Genomic DNA, 16,354 nt, shown 5'->3' with positions numbered 1-16,354 from the left:
AAATTAAAACTATTCTATTTGAGTTATTAAGTTTAATGCTTTTAGTATTCCAATTTTGAAGTAGTTTAATAACAAAAATTATAAAACAAATTTGAAAGGAAACAATTAAAATAGTGAACTACAATTTTACAGATTTTTTACAAAAAAGAAATGAAAAACAAATAAGTGAAATGACAAATCAAGAAATTTACTATAAATTACTTGAATATGTTAAAGAAAGAGCAGATGAAAAAACTGCAAACAAATCTAAAAAGAAAATATATTATATTTCTGCAGAATTCTTAATTGGAAAATTATTATCAAATAATTTGATTAATTTAGGAATTTATAAGGAAGTAAGGGAAGAATTGAAAGCTGCAGGAAAAAACTTGAGCCATATTGAAGAAGTAGAAACTGAACCTTCATTAGGAAACGGTGGACTTGGAAGACTTGCTTCATGCTTTGTTGATTCGATGTCAACTTTAGGAATTAATGGAGAAGGAGTCGGACTTAACTATCACTGCGGACTGTTTAAGCAAGTTTTCAAGAACAATGAGCAAAAAGCTGAGGCAAACTACTGGATAGAAGACCAAAGTTGGCTAAGAGATACAAACATTGGATATGAAATTAAATTCAAAAACTTCAGTTTACATTCAAAATTAAAAAGAATTGATATTTTAGGATATGAAAAAGATACAAAAAATTATTTGAATTTGTTTGATATTGAGAGCATTGACTACAATTTGATAGAAAATGGAATATCATTCGATGAAGAAAATATTGAAAAAAATCTAACATTATTCCTATATCCTGACGACAGTACAAAAAAAGGGGAATTGTTACGTATTTATCAACAATATTTCATGGTATCAAATGCAGCAAGATTGATTATTGCTGAAGCAACTGAAAAAGGAAGCAATATTCACGATTTAGCAGACTATGCCTTCGTTCAAATTAACGATACACACCCAAGTATGGTAATTCCTGAATTAATTCGTATTATGACAGAAGAGCATAATATTTCTTTTGAAGAAGCAACAGAAATTGTAACAAAAATGACAGGATATACAAATCATACAATTTTAGCAGAAGCATTGGAAAAATGGCCTTTAGACTATCTAGAAGAAGTTGTGCCGAACATTGTTGAAATTATAAAAAAACTGGATGAAGTTATTAAAGGTAAATATTCAGATGAAAAAGTACAAATTATAGATGAGCAAAACAGAGTTCACATGGCAAATATGGATATTCATTTTTCTTCAAGTGTAAACGGAGTTGCTTACTTGCATACTGAAATCTTGAAAAATAGTGAACTTAAGGAATTTTATGAAATTTATCCTGATAAATTTAATAACAAGACAAACGGGATTACATTCAGAAGATGGCTTGAAAGCTGTAACGAAGACTTGGCAGACTACTTGAAAGAATTAATTGGCACAGGATACTTGACAGATGCTGAAAATCTAAAAGAACTTTTAAAATATGTTGATGATAAGAATGTTTATGAAAAATTATCACAAATTAAACATGAAAATAAAATTAAATTGAAAAAATATTTACAGCATACGCAAGGAATTGTTATTGATGAAAACAGTATCATTGATACTCAAATTAAGAGATTCCATGAATACAAACGTCAACAAATGAATGCTTTGTATGTAATTAAAAAATACTTAGACATTAAAAATGGAAAATTACCAGAAAGAAAGATAACAGTATTATTCGGTGGAAAAGCTGCACCAGCTTATATCATTGCTCAAGACATAATCCACTTAATACTTTGCCTATCAGAAATAATAAACAACGACCCAGAAGTAAACAAATACTTAAATGTTTACCTAGTTGAAAACTACAATGTAGGATTAGCTGAAAAAATTATTCCAGCAACAGATATTTCTGAGCAAATCTCGCTTGCTTCAAAAGAAGCCAGTGGAACTGGAAATATGAAATTTATGCTAAATGGAGCATTAACTCTTGGAACGATGGATGGAGCAAATGTGGAAATTCATGAACTTGTAGGTGACGATAATATCTATATTTTCGGAAAACATAGTGATGATATAATAGAATTATACGAAACTTCTGGTTATGTTTCAAAAGATTACTACATTCAAGATGGAATAAAAGAAGTAGTTGATTTCATAACTTCTGATGAATTAATAAAAGTAGGAAACAAAGAAAGATTAGAAAGACTTCAAAATGAATTAATAAACAAAGACTGGTTCATGACGTTAATCGACTTTGAAGATTATTACAACACAAAAGAAAGAATGTTTAAAGATTATGAAAACAAAGACTTGTGGTACAAACAAGTAATAAATAACATAGCAAAAGCAGGATTCTTCTCATCAGATAGAACAATCGCACAATATGAAAATGAAATTTGGAAAACTAAATAAATTTTATAAGACGGGGATTTAATATCCTCGTTTTAAATTTACAAAAATCTAGATTACAAAGTAAACTCTAATCAAAAAAAAAAAAAAATAAAAAATAAAAAATAACAAAATTGAAATTGTAATATTATAAACATTTGTTACAATAAAACAAAAAATTGTAAGGAAGTTGATATTTATGAAAAAAATATTTTTAATTGTAATACTTATAATAATTACAGTAAGTTGTGAATTATTTAGTCCAAAAGAATGGGGAGAATATAATGAAAGAAGGGAAGAAAGAGGAGTGGGGTGTTATAGACAATATGGAAATGTACATTGTGAAGATAAAGATGGAAATCGAATTTATTAGTCTAAAATTTTAGAGAAATGATTTGCTGTGTTTGAAGTAAAATTTTTAGAATTTTCTTTCTTTTTTTATTTCATAGGATTGCTCATTGCTTCAAATCCTTATCTTGGAGTAAAAAATTATCCTAATAATTAAAATTTGAGAGCATGAGTACAGAGGTATGGCGTTTGATACCTCTGTGTTAAAATAAATTAAATATAGTAAATAAAATAAAAAACAATTATTACTCAAAAATAATTTTAGAATAAAAAAATAGAAAAGTTTAAAAAAAAGTAAAGAAAATAGTATTGACAAAAAAAGAGGAATATGATATTATTAATAAGCTAGTTTATTCTGGTAATACCAATATTTTATTGGGAGGGATAGAAAACAATGAGAGTACAAGTTATTTTAGAATGCACTGAAACTAAGTTGAGACATTATGTTACAACTAAAAACAAAAAAACTCATCCCGAAAGATTAGAGATGAGAAAATACAATCCAGTGCTTAAAAGACATTCTCTTTATAGAGAAGTTAAATAATCTCATAAAAATAAATAGGTCAGTAGTTCAATTGGTAGAGCGTCGGTCTCCAAAACCGAAAGTTGCGGGTTCGATTCCTGCCTGGCCTGCCATTTTATTTTATGGGAATTTTTTTTTAAAAATTTAGTTTTGTTAAATTTAAAAGTTAGCAAACAATTTTTTTATGATTACACAATTTAAAAATAAAATAGAAGTTTGAGATTTTGTAATAGAATAACTAAACAAAAATCTTGAAGGATTCTAGGAGAAAATCATGGGTAAATTTAATTTAAAAGAGGCTTTTGGAAATTTGCGTGAAGAATATAAAAAAATATATTGGCCTAATAAAATCGAAGTTTATCATGTTACTATAATTGTAATTTTGATGACAGCGTTTATAGCTATATATACACTTCTTTTTGATACAGCATTTAATTTTATATTGGCAAAAATAAGTGAAATATTGAGAAATCTTATAGGAGGCGCGTAAAGTGACTGAAGCAAATGAAAAACTTGAAGATGAGATTGTATACGAAAAAAAATGGTATATAATTCACACTTATTCTGGTTATGAGAAAAAAGTAGCGGCGGATCTTGAAAAAAGAATTGAGTCGCTGGATTTAACAGACAGAGTTTTTAGAATTTTAGTTCCAGAAGAAGAAGTTTTGGAAGAAAAACGTGGAAAACAAGTAAAAGTTTCAAGAAAACTTTTTCCAAGTTATGTGATGATAGAAATGCTTTCTGTTAAGGAAGAAAATGAGCTGGGATTGGGATATCGTGTTGATAGTGATGCTTGGTACGTAATTAGAAATACAAACGGAGTGACTGGATTTGTAGGAATTGGAAGTGATCCAATCCCATTATCTGATGAAGAAGCTTCAGACTTGCTGGCTAAAATTGGAATTGATGTTGATGGAAACGGACATGCTCCGAGAATTGATATTGATTTTAAAGTTGGTGAAGTTGTTGAAGTAAAAGGTGGCTCTTTTGATGGGCAACAAGGTGAAATTGCAGAAATTGACTATGAACACGGTAAAGTAAAAGTGATGCTTGAAGTTTTGGGTCGTTTAACTCCAGTAGAAGTTGAACATACCGAAATAACAAAAATAGACTACTAAAAGTCAAATACAAAGAAAATAAATCAAGAAGTATTATTAAAGAATAATAATTAGCGAAATTTTAATTTGAAAGAAAAGTGGGAGATTTAACAAATTCAATTACCACAAAGGAGGAAAAATGGCTAAAGAAGTAATCGGAAAGATTAAATTACAATTAGAAGCAGGGAAAGCGAATCCTGCACCACCAGTAGGACCTGCATTAGGACAACACGGGGTAAATATTGCAGAATTTTGTAAATCATTTAATGCACAAACACAAGATAAAATGGGATTTGTAATTCCTGTAGAAATCACTGTTTATGCAGATAGAAGTTTTACATTTGTTTTAAAAACACCACCTGCATCAGACTTGTTAAAAAAAGCAGCTAAAGTTCAAAAAGGTGCTGGAAATTCTATAAAAGAAGTTGCTGGGACTATAACTAAAGGTCAATTACAAGAAATTGCAGAAACTAAATTACCAGATTTGAATGCTGGATCAGTTGAAGCAGCTATGAATATTATTGCAGGAACTGCAAGAAGTATGGGAATTAAAATTTCTGAATAATAAAAATTATTCAAGTTTTAAAGATTGAATAAATGAAAAATAAAATTTAAATGATTTAGAATAAGTGGGAGATTTAGTAAATTCAATTACCACAGAGGAGGAAATAATAAATGGCAAAAAGAGGAAAAAGATATAATGACATTTCTCAAAAAGTAGATAAAATGAAAGTTTATACACCAGAAGAAGCATTAGAATTAGTCTTTGATACTAAAAGTGCTAAATTTGTGGAAACAGTAGAATTAGCAGTAAGATTGGGGGTAGATCCAAGACATGCTGATCAACAAGTAAGAGGTACAGTTTCATTACCAAATGGTACAGGTAAAACTGTAAGAATCTTAGTTATCACAAGTGGAGAAAATATTGATAAGGCATTAGCTGCAGGAGCAGATTTTGCTGGAGATGACGAATACATTAATAAAATCCAAAATGGATGGTTAGATTTTGATTTAGTAATCGCTACACCTGATATGATGCCTAAATTAGGAAGATTAGGAAGAATCTTAGGAACAAAAGGATTAATGCCTAACCCTAAATCAGGAACAGTTACAACAAATGTTGAACAAACAGTTCAAGAATTTAAAAAAGGAAAAGTTGCGTTTAAAGTTGATAAATTAGGATCAATTCATTTGCCGATCGGAAAAGTTGACTTTACAAAAGAAGCTATTGTAGAAAACTTTAAAGTTGCATTAGATCAAATTATTAAATTAAAACCAGCTGCTTCAAAAGGACAATATTTAAGAACAGTTGCAATCTCATTAACAATGGGACCTGGAATTAAAGTAGATCCATTATTAGCTGGAGCATTTGTAGCTAAATAGTAAACAATCTTAATAATAATTTTTATTACCGAGTAGATTTTTCTATTCGGTAATTTATACCATAATTTAAAGGTGTTTTTTCAATAAATTAATAAAAAAATGAAAAACACTTGCAATTTTGTTAAAATTGTAGTATAATACTATATATTGGTTTATAACTATATAAATCAAATGTAATATAACCAAAGACAGTAGGTAGAATAAAATTTCTTTAAACCCTACCGAGGTAAGTATTATTATAAATAGATATTAAAATTAAATAATAGATATTTTTATAGTATGATACCTCTGGGCTTATTGTTTTTGTTTCAGAGGTTTTTATTATAAGGAGGTGAAACAAATTGCCAGCACAAGCAAAATTAGAAGCGGTAAAAGGTTTAGTTGAAAAATTAAAAGAAGCTAAAGCAGTAGTATTTGTTGATTATAAAGGGATCAGCGTTAATGAAGATACTGAACTTCGTAAAACAGCTAGAGAATCTGGAGTAGAGTACTTTGTTGCTAAAAACAGATTGTTTAAAATAGCGTTGAAAGAAGCAGGTTTTGATACAAATGTTGATGATTTATTAGAAGGTACTACATCATTTGCGTTAGGATATGAAGATGGAGTTGCACCATCTAAGTTAATTTTTGATTTTGGAAAAAAATTAAAAGATAAATTAAGAATTAAAGGTGGATTGCTAGAATCTGAAAGAGTTGACGTGTCAACTGTGGAAGCATTGGCTAAATTACCATCAAGAGACGAATTACTTGGTCAAATTGCTTACGGATTGTTGTCGCCAGTTAGAATGTTGGCTGTTGCATTAACAAATGTTGCAGAACAAAAAGAAACTGGAGAACCAGCAGTAGCAGCAGAGTAATTTTTAAAATTATAAATAAACTTAAAATAATAAAATAAAATCAAGAAAAAATTAGGAGGAAATAAAATAATGGCATTTAATAAAGAACAATTTATAGAAGATTTAAAAGCTATGTCTGTATTAGAATTAAAAGAAGTAGTTGAAGCTATTGAAGAAACATTTGGAGTATCAGCTCAACCAGTAGCAGTTGCAGGAGGTGCAGCAGCAGGAGGTGCAGCAGCAGAAGAAAAAACTGAATTTGATGTAATCTTAGTATCAGCAGGAGCAGCTAAATTAGCAGTAATTAAAGAAGTAAGAGGAATTACTGGATTAGGACTTAAAGAAGCTAAAGAATTAGTTGAAGCTGGTGGAAAAGCAATCAAAGAAGGAATTTCTAAAGATGAAGCTGAAGCATTAAAAGCTCAATTAGAAGGTGCAGGAGCAACTGTAGAATTAAAATAGTAAAAAACAGATTAATAGTGGAGGCACTCTTAAAATATAGAGAGTGTCTTTTTCCACTATAAAACTTGGAAAAAAGAAATTTTTCTTTTTTGTATTAATTTTTATAAAAAGTCAATATAGATTATTCATAATTACAGTAAAACACTTTAAATTTAGACATAAAATTAAAATATTTTTACATGCCTGCATGCGTTAAAAAATTTAATTTTAGCCTATTTTAAGAAGTTTAGGCACATAATAATTCATTTTAAGACTAAATATGAAAGTTTAAATTTTCAAAAAAACGGTATTTTTAGTCTATTTTTTAGTTTTTTATATAGTAAAATATTTTTGGAATTCTTAAAATTATTCAATGCTATATAATGTGAATTATAAAATAAACAGTAGAATTTAAGACTTTGTAAAAATAAAAAGATTTACAGTAAATAGTTTGAAGATATGATGTAAAGATGAATAATCAAATATTTTTTAGATTGCTTATTGAGATAATTAAATTTTTTGTAATTGGATTATTGTTTGAGTAATATGTAATAACAAATCGAAATTATGAGAACATTTTTTTGATAAAAGTTTAATTTTTGAATTAAAACAGAATATGTTCTTTATAGGGAGGAATTTTTTAAATGAACAAACTTATTGAAAGATATAGTTTCGGAAAAATAGTAGACAGAGGGGAAATGCCGCACTTTTTAGAATTTCAATTAAATTCTTATGAAGATTTTTTACAGACAAAAGTGCCACCTCAAAAACGTGAAAATAAAGGTTTTGAAGCAATCTTTAATGAAATTTTTCCAATCGAATCTAGCAACGGATTATTAAAATTAGAATACTTATGGTATGAAATTCACGATAATGACGAACCTTTAAACGATGAATTAGAGTGTAAAAAAAGAGGTAAAACATATTCTGGTCAATTAAAAGTTAGACTAAAATTAACTAACAAAAGAACAGGAGAAATTCAAGAAACATTAGTTCATTTCGGAGATATACCACTTATGACTGATAAAGCTACATTTATTATAAATGGTGCTGAAAGAGTCGTTATTTCTCAATTACACAGATCACCAGGAATCACTTTTAACAAAGAATTAAATATTCAGACAGGAAAAGATGTGTTTATTGGGAAAATTATCCCTTATAAAGGAACATGGCTTGAATTTGAAACTGATAAAAATGATATTTTAAATGTAAAAATTGATAGAAGAAAGAAAGTTTTATTACCTGTATTTTTAAAAGCAGTAGATTTTTTCCAAAATAATACCGAAATTATGGATCACTTTTTTGAAGAAAAAGAAGTTGAATTGTCAGAACTTTATGAAAAATATAGAGATACTGAGTTAGAAGAAGTTCTACGTTCAAGATTAGAAGGAAGTTTTGTAAAAGAGGATATTTTAGATGAAGAAACTGGAGAATTCGTAGCAGAAACTGAAGAAATTATTGACATGCCAGTTATTCAAAAAATAATTGATGCAAAAGTACCTGTACTAAGTATTTGGGAAGTAAAACCTGAAGATAGAATTATTGCTAATGCTTTGGTTCACGATAGTACCAAAAACAGTGATGAAGCTGTTATAGAAGTGTTTAGAAAATTACGTCCAGGAGACTTGGTAACTGTGGACAGTGCCAGATCGCTTGTTAAACAGATGTTCTTTAATCCTCAAAGATACGATTTGGCAGATGTTGGAAGATATAAAGTTAACAAAAGATTGAAACTGGATGTTCCAGCGGATGTAATCGTATTGACAAAAGAGGATGTTTTGCAAACTATTGAGTATGTAAAAAATCTTGTAAGCGGAGAAGGATTTACAGATGATATTGATAACTTGTCAAACAGACGTGTAAGAGGTGTTGGAGAGTTGCTTTCTATCCAAATAAAAGGTGGAATGCTTAAAATGTCTAAAATGGTCAGAGAAAAAATGACAATTCAAGATATTACAACATTGACTCCGCAAAGTTTATTAAATACAAAACCATTAAATGCTTTAATTCTTGAGTTTTTTGGAAGTGGACAGCTATCACAATTTATGGATCAGTCTAATCCATTGTCAGAATTGACTCATAAGAGAAGAATTTCAGCATTAGGACCAGGAGGGCTTTCTAGAGACAGAGCAGGATTTGAGGTTCGTGACGTTCATAACTCGCATTACGGAAGAATTTGTCCAATAGAAACTCCAGAGGGACCAAATATCGGACTTATTGCTTCACTTTCGACTTATGGAAAAGTTAATAAATACGGATTTATTGAAACTCCGTTTGTAAAAATAAACGATGGAAAAGCTGATTTTAATGATATTAGATATTTAGCGGCTGATGAAGAGGAAGGTCTGTTTATCGCACAGGCTGATACTCCTATTGATAAAGACGGAAACTTCCTGACTGATGAAGTTGTGTGCCGTTACGGAGATGAAATCGTACATATTGACAAATCAAAAGTTGATATTCTGGATGTGTCGCCTAAGCAGTTAGTATCTGTTTCAGCGGGATTAATTCCATTCTTGGAACATGATGATGCCAACCGTGCATTGATGGGTTCAAATATGCAGCGTCAAGCTGTACCGTTATTAAAAACCCAGGCTCCTTATGTAGGAACTGGGCTTGAAAGAAAAGTTGCTGTGGATTCAGGGGCAGTTATTACTTCAAAAGCAGCAGGAACTGTAACTTTTGTGGATGCAAGAAAAATTATTGTAACTGATAAAGAAGGAAAAGAACATTACCATAGATTACTAAACTTTGAAAAGTCTAACCAGTCAATGTGTTTACATCAAAAACCGATTATTGACTTGGGAGATAAAGTTAAAAAAGGCGATATTATTGCAGATGGACCATCTACTGCAGGTGGAGATTTGGCATTAGGTAAAAATATCCTGCTGGCATTTATGCCTTGGGAAGGATATAACTTTGAGGATGGAATCCTTATTTCTGAAAGACTTAGAAAAGATGATGTGTTCACATCAATTCATATTGAGGAATTTGACATTGAGGCAAGAACTACAAAATTAGGTGATGAGGAAATTACAAGAGAAATTCCTAATGTTTCTGAGGAAGCCTTGAGAAATCTTGATGAAAATGGAATTATAAGAATAGGGGCTCACGTAACTCCTGATGATATTCTTGTTGGAAAAGTAACTCCTAAAGGGGAAACTGAACCACCAGCAGAAGAAAAATTACTACGTGCAATCTTTGGAGAAAAGGCAAAAGATGTAAGAGATACTTCATTAAGACTTCCACATGGGGTAAAAGGTACTGTTGTAGATGTGCTTGAATTATCTAAGGAAAATGGAGATGACTTGAAAGCTGGAGTAAACAAACTAATCAGAATTTATATTGCAGAAAAAAGAAAAATAATGGTTGGGGATAAAATGTCTGGACGTCATGGAAACAAAGGGGTAATTTCAAGAGTATTGCCAGTTGAAGATATGCCGCATTTAGAAAATGGAACACCAATTGATGTGTGTCTTAACCCGCTTGGAGTACCATCACGTATGAATATTGGACAGGTTCTGGAAGTGCATTTGGGACTTGCAATCGGAGATATTGACAAATATATTGCGACGCCAGTATTTGATGGGGCAAGTGAAGAAGATGTTAAAAATTACTTGGAAGAAGCTGGATACAGCAGAACTGGTAAAGTAAAACTTATTGACGGAAGAACTGGACAGCCATTTGACAATCCAGTAACAGTTGGACGTATGTATATGCTAAAACTTCACCACTTGGTAGAAGACAAAATGCACGCCAGAGCAATTGGACCGTATTCACTTGTTACTCAACAGCCACTTGGAGGAAAGGCCCAATTTGGTGGACAAAGACTTGGGGAAATGGAAGTTTGGGCATTGGAAGCTTATGGTGCGTCAAATATCCTTCAAGAAATGCTTACAGTTAAATCAGACGACATTAGCGGAAGAACAAAAACTTACGAAGCTATCGTAAAAGGACAGGCAATGCCAGAAGCAGATGCTCCAGAATCATTTAGAGTGTTAATTAAGGAATTCCAGTCACTTGGACTAGATGTGGCTCTTTATGATAAAGATGGGGAACAAATTGAATTAGATAAGAATGTAGATGCTTAGAAAAAAATGATTAAAACAGATTTTTAAATTTAAAATTGGAATATAAAAAGTTTTCCCACTTTACTTTCCAAAAAAAGTGGAATTAAAGAATAGAGGAGGCTCTTAACGAATGAGTATAAGAGATTTTGACAGTATTCAAATAAAATTGGCATCGCCAGAAAAGATTTTGGAATGGTCGTATGGTGAAATTACAAAAGCCGAAACAATAAATTATAGAACTTTAAAACCTGAAATGGACGGATTATTCTGTGAGAGAATATTTGGGCCGTCTAAAGATTATGAGTGTGCCTGCGGGAAGTACAAGAGAATGCGTTACAAAGGCATGGTATGTGAAAAATGTGGTGTTGAAGTGACAACTTCAAAAGTTAGACGTGAAAGAATGGGACATATTAAACTTGCTACACCAATTGCACATATCTGGTATTCTAAAGGTACGCCTAATAAAATGAGCCTTTTATTGGGAATCAGTACGAAGGAACTTGAGTCAGTTCTGTATTTTTCAAGATACATTGTAACTGATCCAGGAGAAACTGGACTTCAAAAAGGCGAAATTTTAACTGAACGTGAATTTAAAATGCAAGAAAGTCAATTTAAAAATGAATTTACAGCAAAAATGGGAGCTGAAGGAGTTCTAGCTTTGCTTGAAGAAATTGATTTACTTGAATTAGAGAAAAAACTTCAAGATGAGATGGATACAGAACATTCTACTCAAAAAAGAAGAAAAGTTATAAAAAGATTAAAAGTAGTAAGAGATTTGATAGAAGCTGGAAATAGACCAGAATGGATGATTATGACTGTACTGCCTGTAATTCCTGCGGATTTACGTCCAATGGTTCAGTTAGATGGTGGAAGATTTGCCACTTCTGACTTGAATGATTTATACAGAAGAGTAATCAACAGAAATATAAGACTTAAAAAATTAATGTCAATAAAAGCACCTGAAATTGTAATAAAAAATGAAAAAAGAATGCTTCAGGAAGCAGTTGATGCATTAATTGACAATGGTAGACGTGGGAAACCAGTTGTTACACAAAATAACAGGGAATTAAAATCGCTTTCTGATATGTTAAAAGGTAAACAAGGGCGTTTCAGACAAAATCTTTTGGGAAAACGTGTTGATTATTCAGGAAGATCGGTTATCGTCGTTGGACCAAACTTGAAAATGAATCAATGTGGACTTCCTAAAAAAATGGCACTTGAGTTGTATAAACCATTTTTAATGAGAGAACTTGTAAAAAGGGAACTTGCCTCAAATATAAAAGTGGCTAAGAAAATGGTTGAAGAAGAAGACGAAAATGTATGGGAATTAATTGAAGAAATTATTAAAAATCACCCAGTTCTTTTAAATAGGGCACCAACATTACATAGACTTTCAATTCAAGCCTTTGAGCCAACATTGATTGAAGGAAAAGCTATAAGACTTCATCCACTTGTATGTTCTGCTTTTAATGCAGATTTTGATGGAGACCAAATGGCAGTGCATTTAGTATTGTCACAAGAAGCACAAATGGAAGCAAAATTATTGATGCTCGCAACAAATAACATTATTGCACCATCAAGTGGTAGACCAATAGCGGTTCCATCACAAGATATGGTAATGGGATGTTATTATATGACAAAGGAAAGAAAAGGTGTTAAGGGAGAAGGGAAATCGTTCTCTAACAAAAATCAGTTAATCACAGCCTATCAAAATGGGCAAGTTGCAGTTCACGCACTTGTAAATGTGAGAATTGATGGAGAAATAGTTCAAACTACACCAGGACGTCTTATGTTTAATACAATGCTTCCAAAAGAAGTGAGAGATTACACAAAGACTTTTGGTAAAGGTGAATTAGGAAAATTAATCGCTGAATTATATAAAAAATTTGGATTTGAAAAAACATCAGAATTATTGGATAAAATTAAAGCATTTGGATTCCATTATGGAACACTTGCGGGGATTACTGTTGGAATTGAGGATTTGGAAATTCCAGAAAGTAAAAAAACTATTTTGGAAAAAGCTGAAAATGAAGTGGCCGAAATTGAAGAACAGTATAAATCTGGTGAAATTATCGATGCAGAAAGATACAGAAGAACAGTTGCTATATGGGATGAAGCTGTTTCAAAGGTAACTAAGGCAATGATGGATAATCTAGATGAATTTAATCCAGTTTATATGATGGCAAACTCTGGAGCCAGAGGATCAATTGCACAAATGCGTCAACTTGGTGGAATGCGTGGACTTATGGCAGATACGCAAGGTCGTATTATCGAAATGCCAATCAAAGCTAACTTTAGAGAAGGACTTAATATTCTTGAATTCTTTATGTCATCACACGGAGCAAGAAAAGGACTTGCGGATACAGCATTGAGAACTGCGGATTCGGGATATTTAACAAGAAGGCTTGTTGATATTTCACACGAAGTGATTGTAAATCATGATGATTGTGGATGCGAACACGGAATTGTGGTATCAGATTTGATGGATGCTGGAGAAGTAATCGAGAAATTAAGTGAAAGAATTTATGGAAGAAACTTGGCAACAGACTTGATTCATGAAGGAAAAGTTATTGCTGAGAGAAATACTTTGATAACTGATGATTTAATTAAGAAGATTGAAGAATTAGATATTCGTGAAGTTGAAATAAGAACGCCTTTAACTTGTAAACTGGAAAAAGGAGTTTGTAAAAAATGTTATGGATTAGACCTTTCTAACCATAAGGAAATCCTAAAAGGTGAAGCAGTTGGAGTTATTGCGGCTCAATCAATTGGAGAGCCAGGTACACAACTTACAATGCGTACTTTCCATACTGGAGGGGTAGCAACGGCAGCGTCTGTTCAATCTGATTACAAAGCTGATGTTTCTGGAAAAGTTAAACTTAAGGATATTTCCATACTTGTAAATGATGAAGGAAAAGAAATTGTTGTTTCACAAAATGGACGTGTGATAATAGGAAAACACAGATATGAAGTGCCATCAGGCTCAACTTTGCATGTGAAAGATGGAGATTCAGTTAAGAAAGGGCAAGTGCTGGTAGAATTTGATCCTTATCAAATACCGATTATTACTTCTGTGGCAGGAAAAGTAGAATTTAGAGATATTTACGTGAGAGAAAATATTGATGTAAAATATGGGGTTACTGAAAAAGTAGCAATAAAACCTGTAGAAAGTAATGATGTCAACCCTAGAATTATAATTTATACAAAAGGTGACAAGAAAGTGGAATATGCAGTTCCTTATGGAGCATATTTGATGGTAAATGAAGGAGACACAGTAAAAAAAGGACAAATTATTACAAAAATCTTGAAAACTGGAGAAGGAAATAAGGATATCACAGGAGGTCTTCCTCGTGTCCAAGAGTTGTTTGAGGCAAGAAATCCTAAAGGAAAAGCCATTTTATCAGAAGTCGCAGGGCGTGTAGTTTTCTCGGATAAAAAGAAAAAGGGTATGAGATTAATCTTGATAGAAGACCCTGAAAATGGGGAACTGATCCAAGAATATACAGTTCCAGTGGGAGAACATTTAGTTGTAACTAATGAAATGTTAATCGAAAAAGGTACAAAAATAACAGATGGACCTGTTTCACCACATGATATTTTGAAAATAAAAGGGCTTGTAGAAGCACAGCAATTTATTCTTGAGTCAGTACAGCAAGTATATAGGGAGCAAGGGGTTGCGGTTAATGACAAGCATATTGAAATAATCGTAAAACAAATGTTCCAAAAGATCAAGATTAAGGAAGCTGGAGATTCATTATTCCTAGAAGACGAATTAATTGATAAGAAAGTTGTAGAACGTGAAAATGAAATATTAATTTCAAAAGGGAAACGTCCAGCAACTTATGAGCCAGTAATTCAAGGTATTACAAAAGCCGCAGTAAATACAGAAAGTTTCATTTCGGCATCATCATTCCAAGAAACAACAAAAGTACTTGCAAATGCTGCTGTTGAAGGTAAAACAGACAGACTTGAAGGACTTAAGGAAAATGTAATTATTGGTAAGAAAATACCAGGTGGAACTGGATTTAAGGACTATAAATATTTGGATGCAGTCTTAAAAAATGACATTGTGGAAGAAGAAACAACAGGAACTGAAAGTGAAGCGAACGGAGAAGAAGTTGAAACTACAGAAACTTTGGATGCTTTGAAAGACAATTCCAATGAAACTATAGAAACAGTAGAAGTTGAATAATTAAGTTAGATAAATAGCTTAATTGTTGTAAAAAATACTTACAGTAAATGTTAGAGTATGATATTCTAATAAATTTTTAGGATTAGATTATCGGTATAAATATTGTGAATAGGGAGATTTATGAATATGAATTTCCCTTATTCGCGTAAAAAATAAAAGGCGGTTTTTAATGAAAGGAAAACTAATCATCGTTTCAGGGCCATCTGGCTCAGGAAAATCAACAGTCACAAAATTAGTAAAAGATAGACTAAATATCCCATTATCAATATCAGCTACAACTCGACAGCCAAGAGTCGGAGAAATCGACGGAAAAGACTACTTTTTTTTAACCAAGGAAATATTTGAACAAAAAATAAATAATGATGAATTTTATGAATATGCAAATGTTCATGGTAATTATTACGGTACACTGAAGGAAGTAGTAGAGAGTAATCTGAATAAAGGTTTAAATGTAATTCTGGAAATTGATGTACAAGGAGCATTAATTGCGAAAGAAAAGAAAAAGGATGCTATTCTTGTGTTTTTTCGTACAAGAGATATGGAAACGTTGGAAAATAGACTTCGCAATAGGAAGACTGACAGCGAAGAAGTTATTCAACTCCGCCTAAAAAATGCAGCAAAAGAGCTAGAATATGAACCAAAATATGATTACACTATAATAAATGATGATATTGAAATGTCTTGTCAAGAATTGATAAACATTATTAATTCATAAGTATACTCGAAATCTTTTAAAATTAAACATATAATTAACAATCGTAGATGTTGTTTTAAAGTGGTTTTATTATATAAGAGGAGAATTTAAAATGAAAAAAGAAAAAATAACAATAGATGAACTATTGACTAAAATACCTAATAAATACGAACTTGCAATTGTTTCAGGAAAAATTGCAAAAAAGGAATTTGCTAAAGGGAAACAAAAATCGGAAATAATGGATGAAGTTTTTAAGGACATAATGGATGACGAAGTAGAAGTTATTCGTGAAATTGATGAAGAACATACAGAAAATTAAAAAATTTATTTACAAAGTATTGACTATTTAGAAAAACAAATTATACTAATAGTGTAAATATTTTTTATAAAGCTGTTTTTTGATGGAGGAATAAAAA

13 protein-coding genes, 1 tRNA gene and 1 other annotated feature are annotated in these 16,354 nt (G+C 31.2%); all 14 genes read left to right on the top strand.

Going from position 1 to position 16,354, the window contains the following annotated elements; genetic code table 11:
• The first annotated feature begins 113 nt into the window (after positions 1 to 113).
• The 14 genes from glgP to rpoZ all read left to right on the top strand — a co-directional run bounded on the left by glgP (position 114) and on the right by rpoZ (position 16,257).
• The gene (gene glgP / locus BQ5344_RS01525) at positions 114 to 2,378 is read left to right on the top strand and encodes a glycogen/starch/alpha-glucan family phosphorylase (protein WP_071123893.1); all 2,265 of its coding nucleotides are present in this window, start codon (positions 114 to 116) and stop codon (positions 2,376 to 2,378) included.
• A 175-nt stretch (positions 2,379 to 2,553) separates the two neighbouring features.
• Positions 2,554 to 2,727 (top strand): hypothetical protein, encoded by a 174-nt coding sequence (locus BQ5344_RS12265; protein WP_021768938.1) that lies wholly within the window; start codon positions 2,554 to 2,556, stop codon positions 2,725 to 2,727.
• Positions 2,728 to 3,096: 369 nt separating this feature from the next.
• Positions 3,097 to 3,246 carry a 50S ribosomal protein L33 gene (gene rpmG / locus BQ5344_RS01520; RefSeq protein WP_006807173.1) on the top strand — a complete coding sequence of 50 codons (150 nt, stop codon included), beginning with the start codon at positions 3,097 to 3,099 and terminating at the stop codon, positions 3,244 to 3,246.
• Positions 3,247 to 3,262: 16 nt separating this feature from the next.
• Positions 3,263 to 3,338, top strand: a tRNA-Trp gene (locus BQ5344_RS01515).
• A gap of 161 nt (positions 3,339 to 3,499) precedes the next feature.
• Positions 3,500 to 3,715 carry a preprotein translocase subunit SecE gene (gene secE / locus BQ5344_RS01510; RefSeq protein ID WP_021768937.1) on the top strand — a complete coding sequence of 72 codons (216 nt, stop codon included), beginning with the start codon at positions 3,500 to 3,502 and terminating at the stop codon, positions 3,713 to 3,715.
• Between the two features lies 1 nt (position 3,716).
• Complete coding sequence (gene nusG, locus BQ5344_RS01505) at positions 3,717 to 4,343, top strand: transcription termination/antitermination protein NusG (RefSeq protein ID WP_021768936.1); 627 nt, start codon at positions 3,717 to 3,719, stop codon at positions 4,341 to 4,343.
• A gap of 118 nt (positions 4,344 to 4,461) precedes the next feature.
• Positions 4,462 to 4,887, top strand: a complete 426-nt coding sequence (gene rplK / locus BQ5344_RS01500) for a 50S ribosomal protein L11 (protein ID WP_071123892.1) — start codon at positions 4,462 to 4,464, stop codon at positions 4,885 to 4,887.
• Positions 4,888 to 4,997: 110 nt separating this feature from the next.
• Positions 4,998 to 5,705, top strand: coding sequence for a 50S ribosomal protein L1 (gene rplA / locus BQ5344_RS01495; RefSeq protein ID WP_021768935.1), 708 nt, complete (start codon positions 4,998 to 5,000; stop codon positions 5,703 to 5,705).
• A 164-nt stretch (positions 5,706 to 5,869) separates the two neighbouring features.
• Positions 5,870 to 6,035 (top strand) — a sequence feature (ribosomal protein L10 leader region).
• Positions 6,036 to 6,046: 11 nt separating this feature from the next.
• Positions 6,047 to 6,562 carry a 50S ribosomal protein L10 gene (gene rplJ, locus BQ5344_RS01490; protein WP_071123891.1) on the top strand — a complete coding sequence of 172 codons (516 nt, stop codon included), beginning with the start codon at positions 6,047 to 6,049 and terminating at the stop codon, positions 6,560 to 6,562.
• 69 nt (positions 6,563 to 6,631) lie between these two features.
• Positions 6,632 to 7,003, top strand: a complete 372-nt coding sequence (gene rplL / locus BQ5344_RS01485; protein WP_021768933.1) for a 50S ribosomal protein L7/L12 — start codon at positions 6,632 to 6,634, stop codon at positions 7,001 to 7,003.
• Between the two features lie 623 nt (positions 7,004 to 7,626).
• The gene (gene rpoB, locus BQ5344_RS01480) at positions 7,627 to 11,073 is read left to right on the top strand and encodes a DNA-directed RNA polymerase subunit beta (protein WP_021768931.1); all 3,447 of its coding nucleotides are present in this window, start codon (positions 7,627 to 7,629) and stop codon (positions 11,071 to 11,073) included.
• A 109-nt stretch (positions 11,074 to 11,182) separates the two neighbouring features.
• Positions 11,183 to 15,244: a DNA-directed RNA polymerase subunit beta' gene (gene rpoC, locus BQ5344_RS01475; protein ID WP_071123890.1), complete on the top strand. Its 4,062-nt coding sequence runs from the start codon at positions 11,183 to 11,185 to the stop codon at positions 15,242 to 15,244.
• Positions 15,245 to 15,413: 169 nt separating this feature from the next.
• On the top strand, positions 15,414 to 15,959 hold the full coding sequence (gene gmk, locus BQ5344_RS01470) for a guanylate kinase (RefSeq protein ID WP_021768929.1): 546 nt from the start codon (positions 15,414 to 15,416) through the stop codon (positions 15,957 to 15,959).
• Between the two features lie 91 nt (positions 15,960 to 16,050).
• A complete protein-coding gene (gene rpoZ / locus BQ5344_RS01465; RefSeq protein WP_071123889.1) occupies positions 16,051 to 16,257 on the top strand; it encodes a DNA-directed RNA polymerase subunit omega in 207 nt (68 codons plus the stop codon).
• Positions 16,258 to 16,354: the final 97 nt, after the last annotated feature.

It is taken from the genome of Leptotrichia massiliensis, from assembly GCF_900104625.1.
GTDB lineage: Bacteria > Fusobacteriota > Fusobacteriia > Fusobacteriales > Leptotrichiaceae > Leptotrichia > Leptotrichia massiliensis.
This window is presented reverse-complemented; position numbering and strand designations above follow the sequence as displayed.

Coding starts and splice junctions, on each gene's coding strand:
- BQ5344_RS12265 (WP_021768938.1), top strand. CDS start 2,554: ATGAAAAAAATATTTTTAATTGTAATACTTATAATAATTACAGTAAGT.
- rpmG (WP_006807173.1), top strand. CDS start 3,097: ATGAGAGTACAAGTTATTTTAGAATGCACTGAAACTAAGTTGAGACAT.
- secE (WP_021768937.1), top strand. CDS start 3,500: ATGGGTAAATTTAATTTAAAAGAGGCTTTTGGAAATTTGCGTGAAGAA.
- rplK (WP_071123892.1), top strand. CDS start 4,462: ATGGCTAAAGAAGTAATCGGAAAGATTAAATTACAATTAGAAGCAGGG.
- rplA (WP_021768935.1), top strand. CDS start 4,998: ATGGCAAAAAGAGGAAAAAGATATAATGACATTTCTCAAAAAGTAGAT.
- rplL (WP_021768933.1), top strand. CDS start 6,632: ATGGCATTTAATAAAGAACAATTTATAGAAGATTTAAAAGCTATGTCT.
- rpoB (WP_021768931.1), top strand. CDS start 7,627: ATGAACAAACTTATTGAAAGATATAGTTTCGGAAAAATAGTAGACAGA.
- rpoC (WP_071123890.1), top strand. CDS start 11,183: ATGAGTATAAGAGATTTTGACAGTATTCAAATAAAATTGGCATCGCCA.
- gmk (WP_021768929.1), top strand. CDS start 15,414: ATGAAAGGAAAACTAATCATCGTTTCAGGGCCATCTGGCTCAGGAAAA.
- rpoZ (WP_071123889.1), top strand. CDS start 16,051: ATGAAAAAAGAAAAAATAACAATAGATGAACTATTGACTAAAATACCT.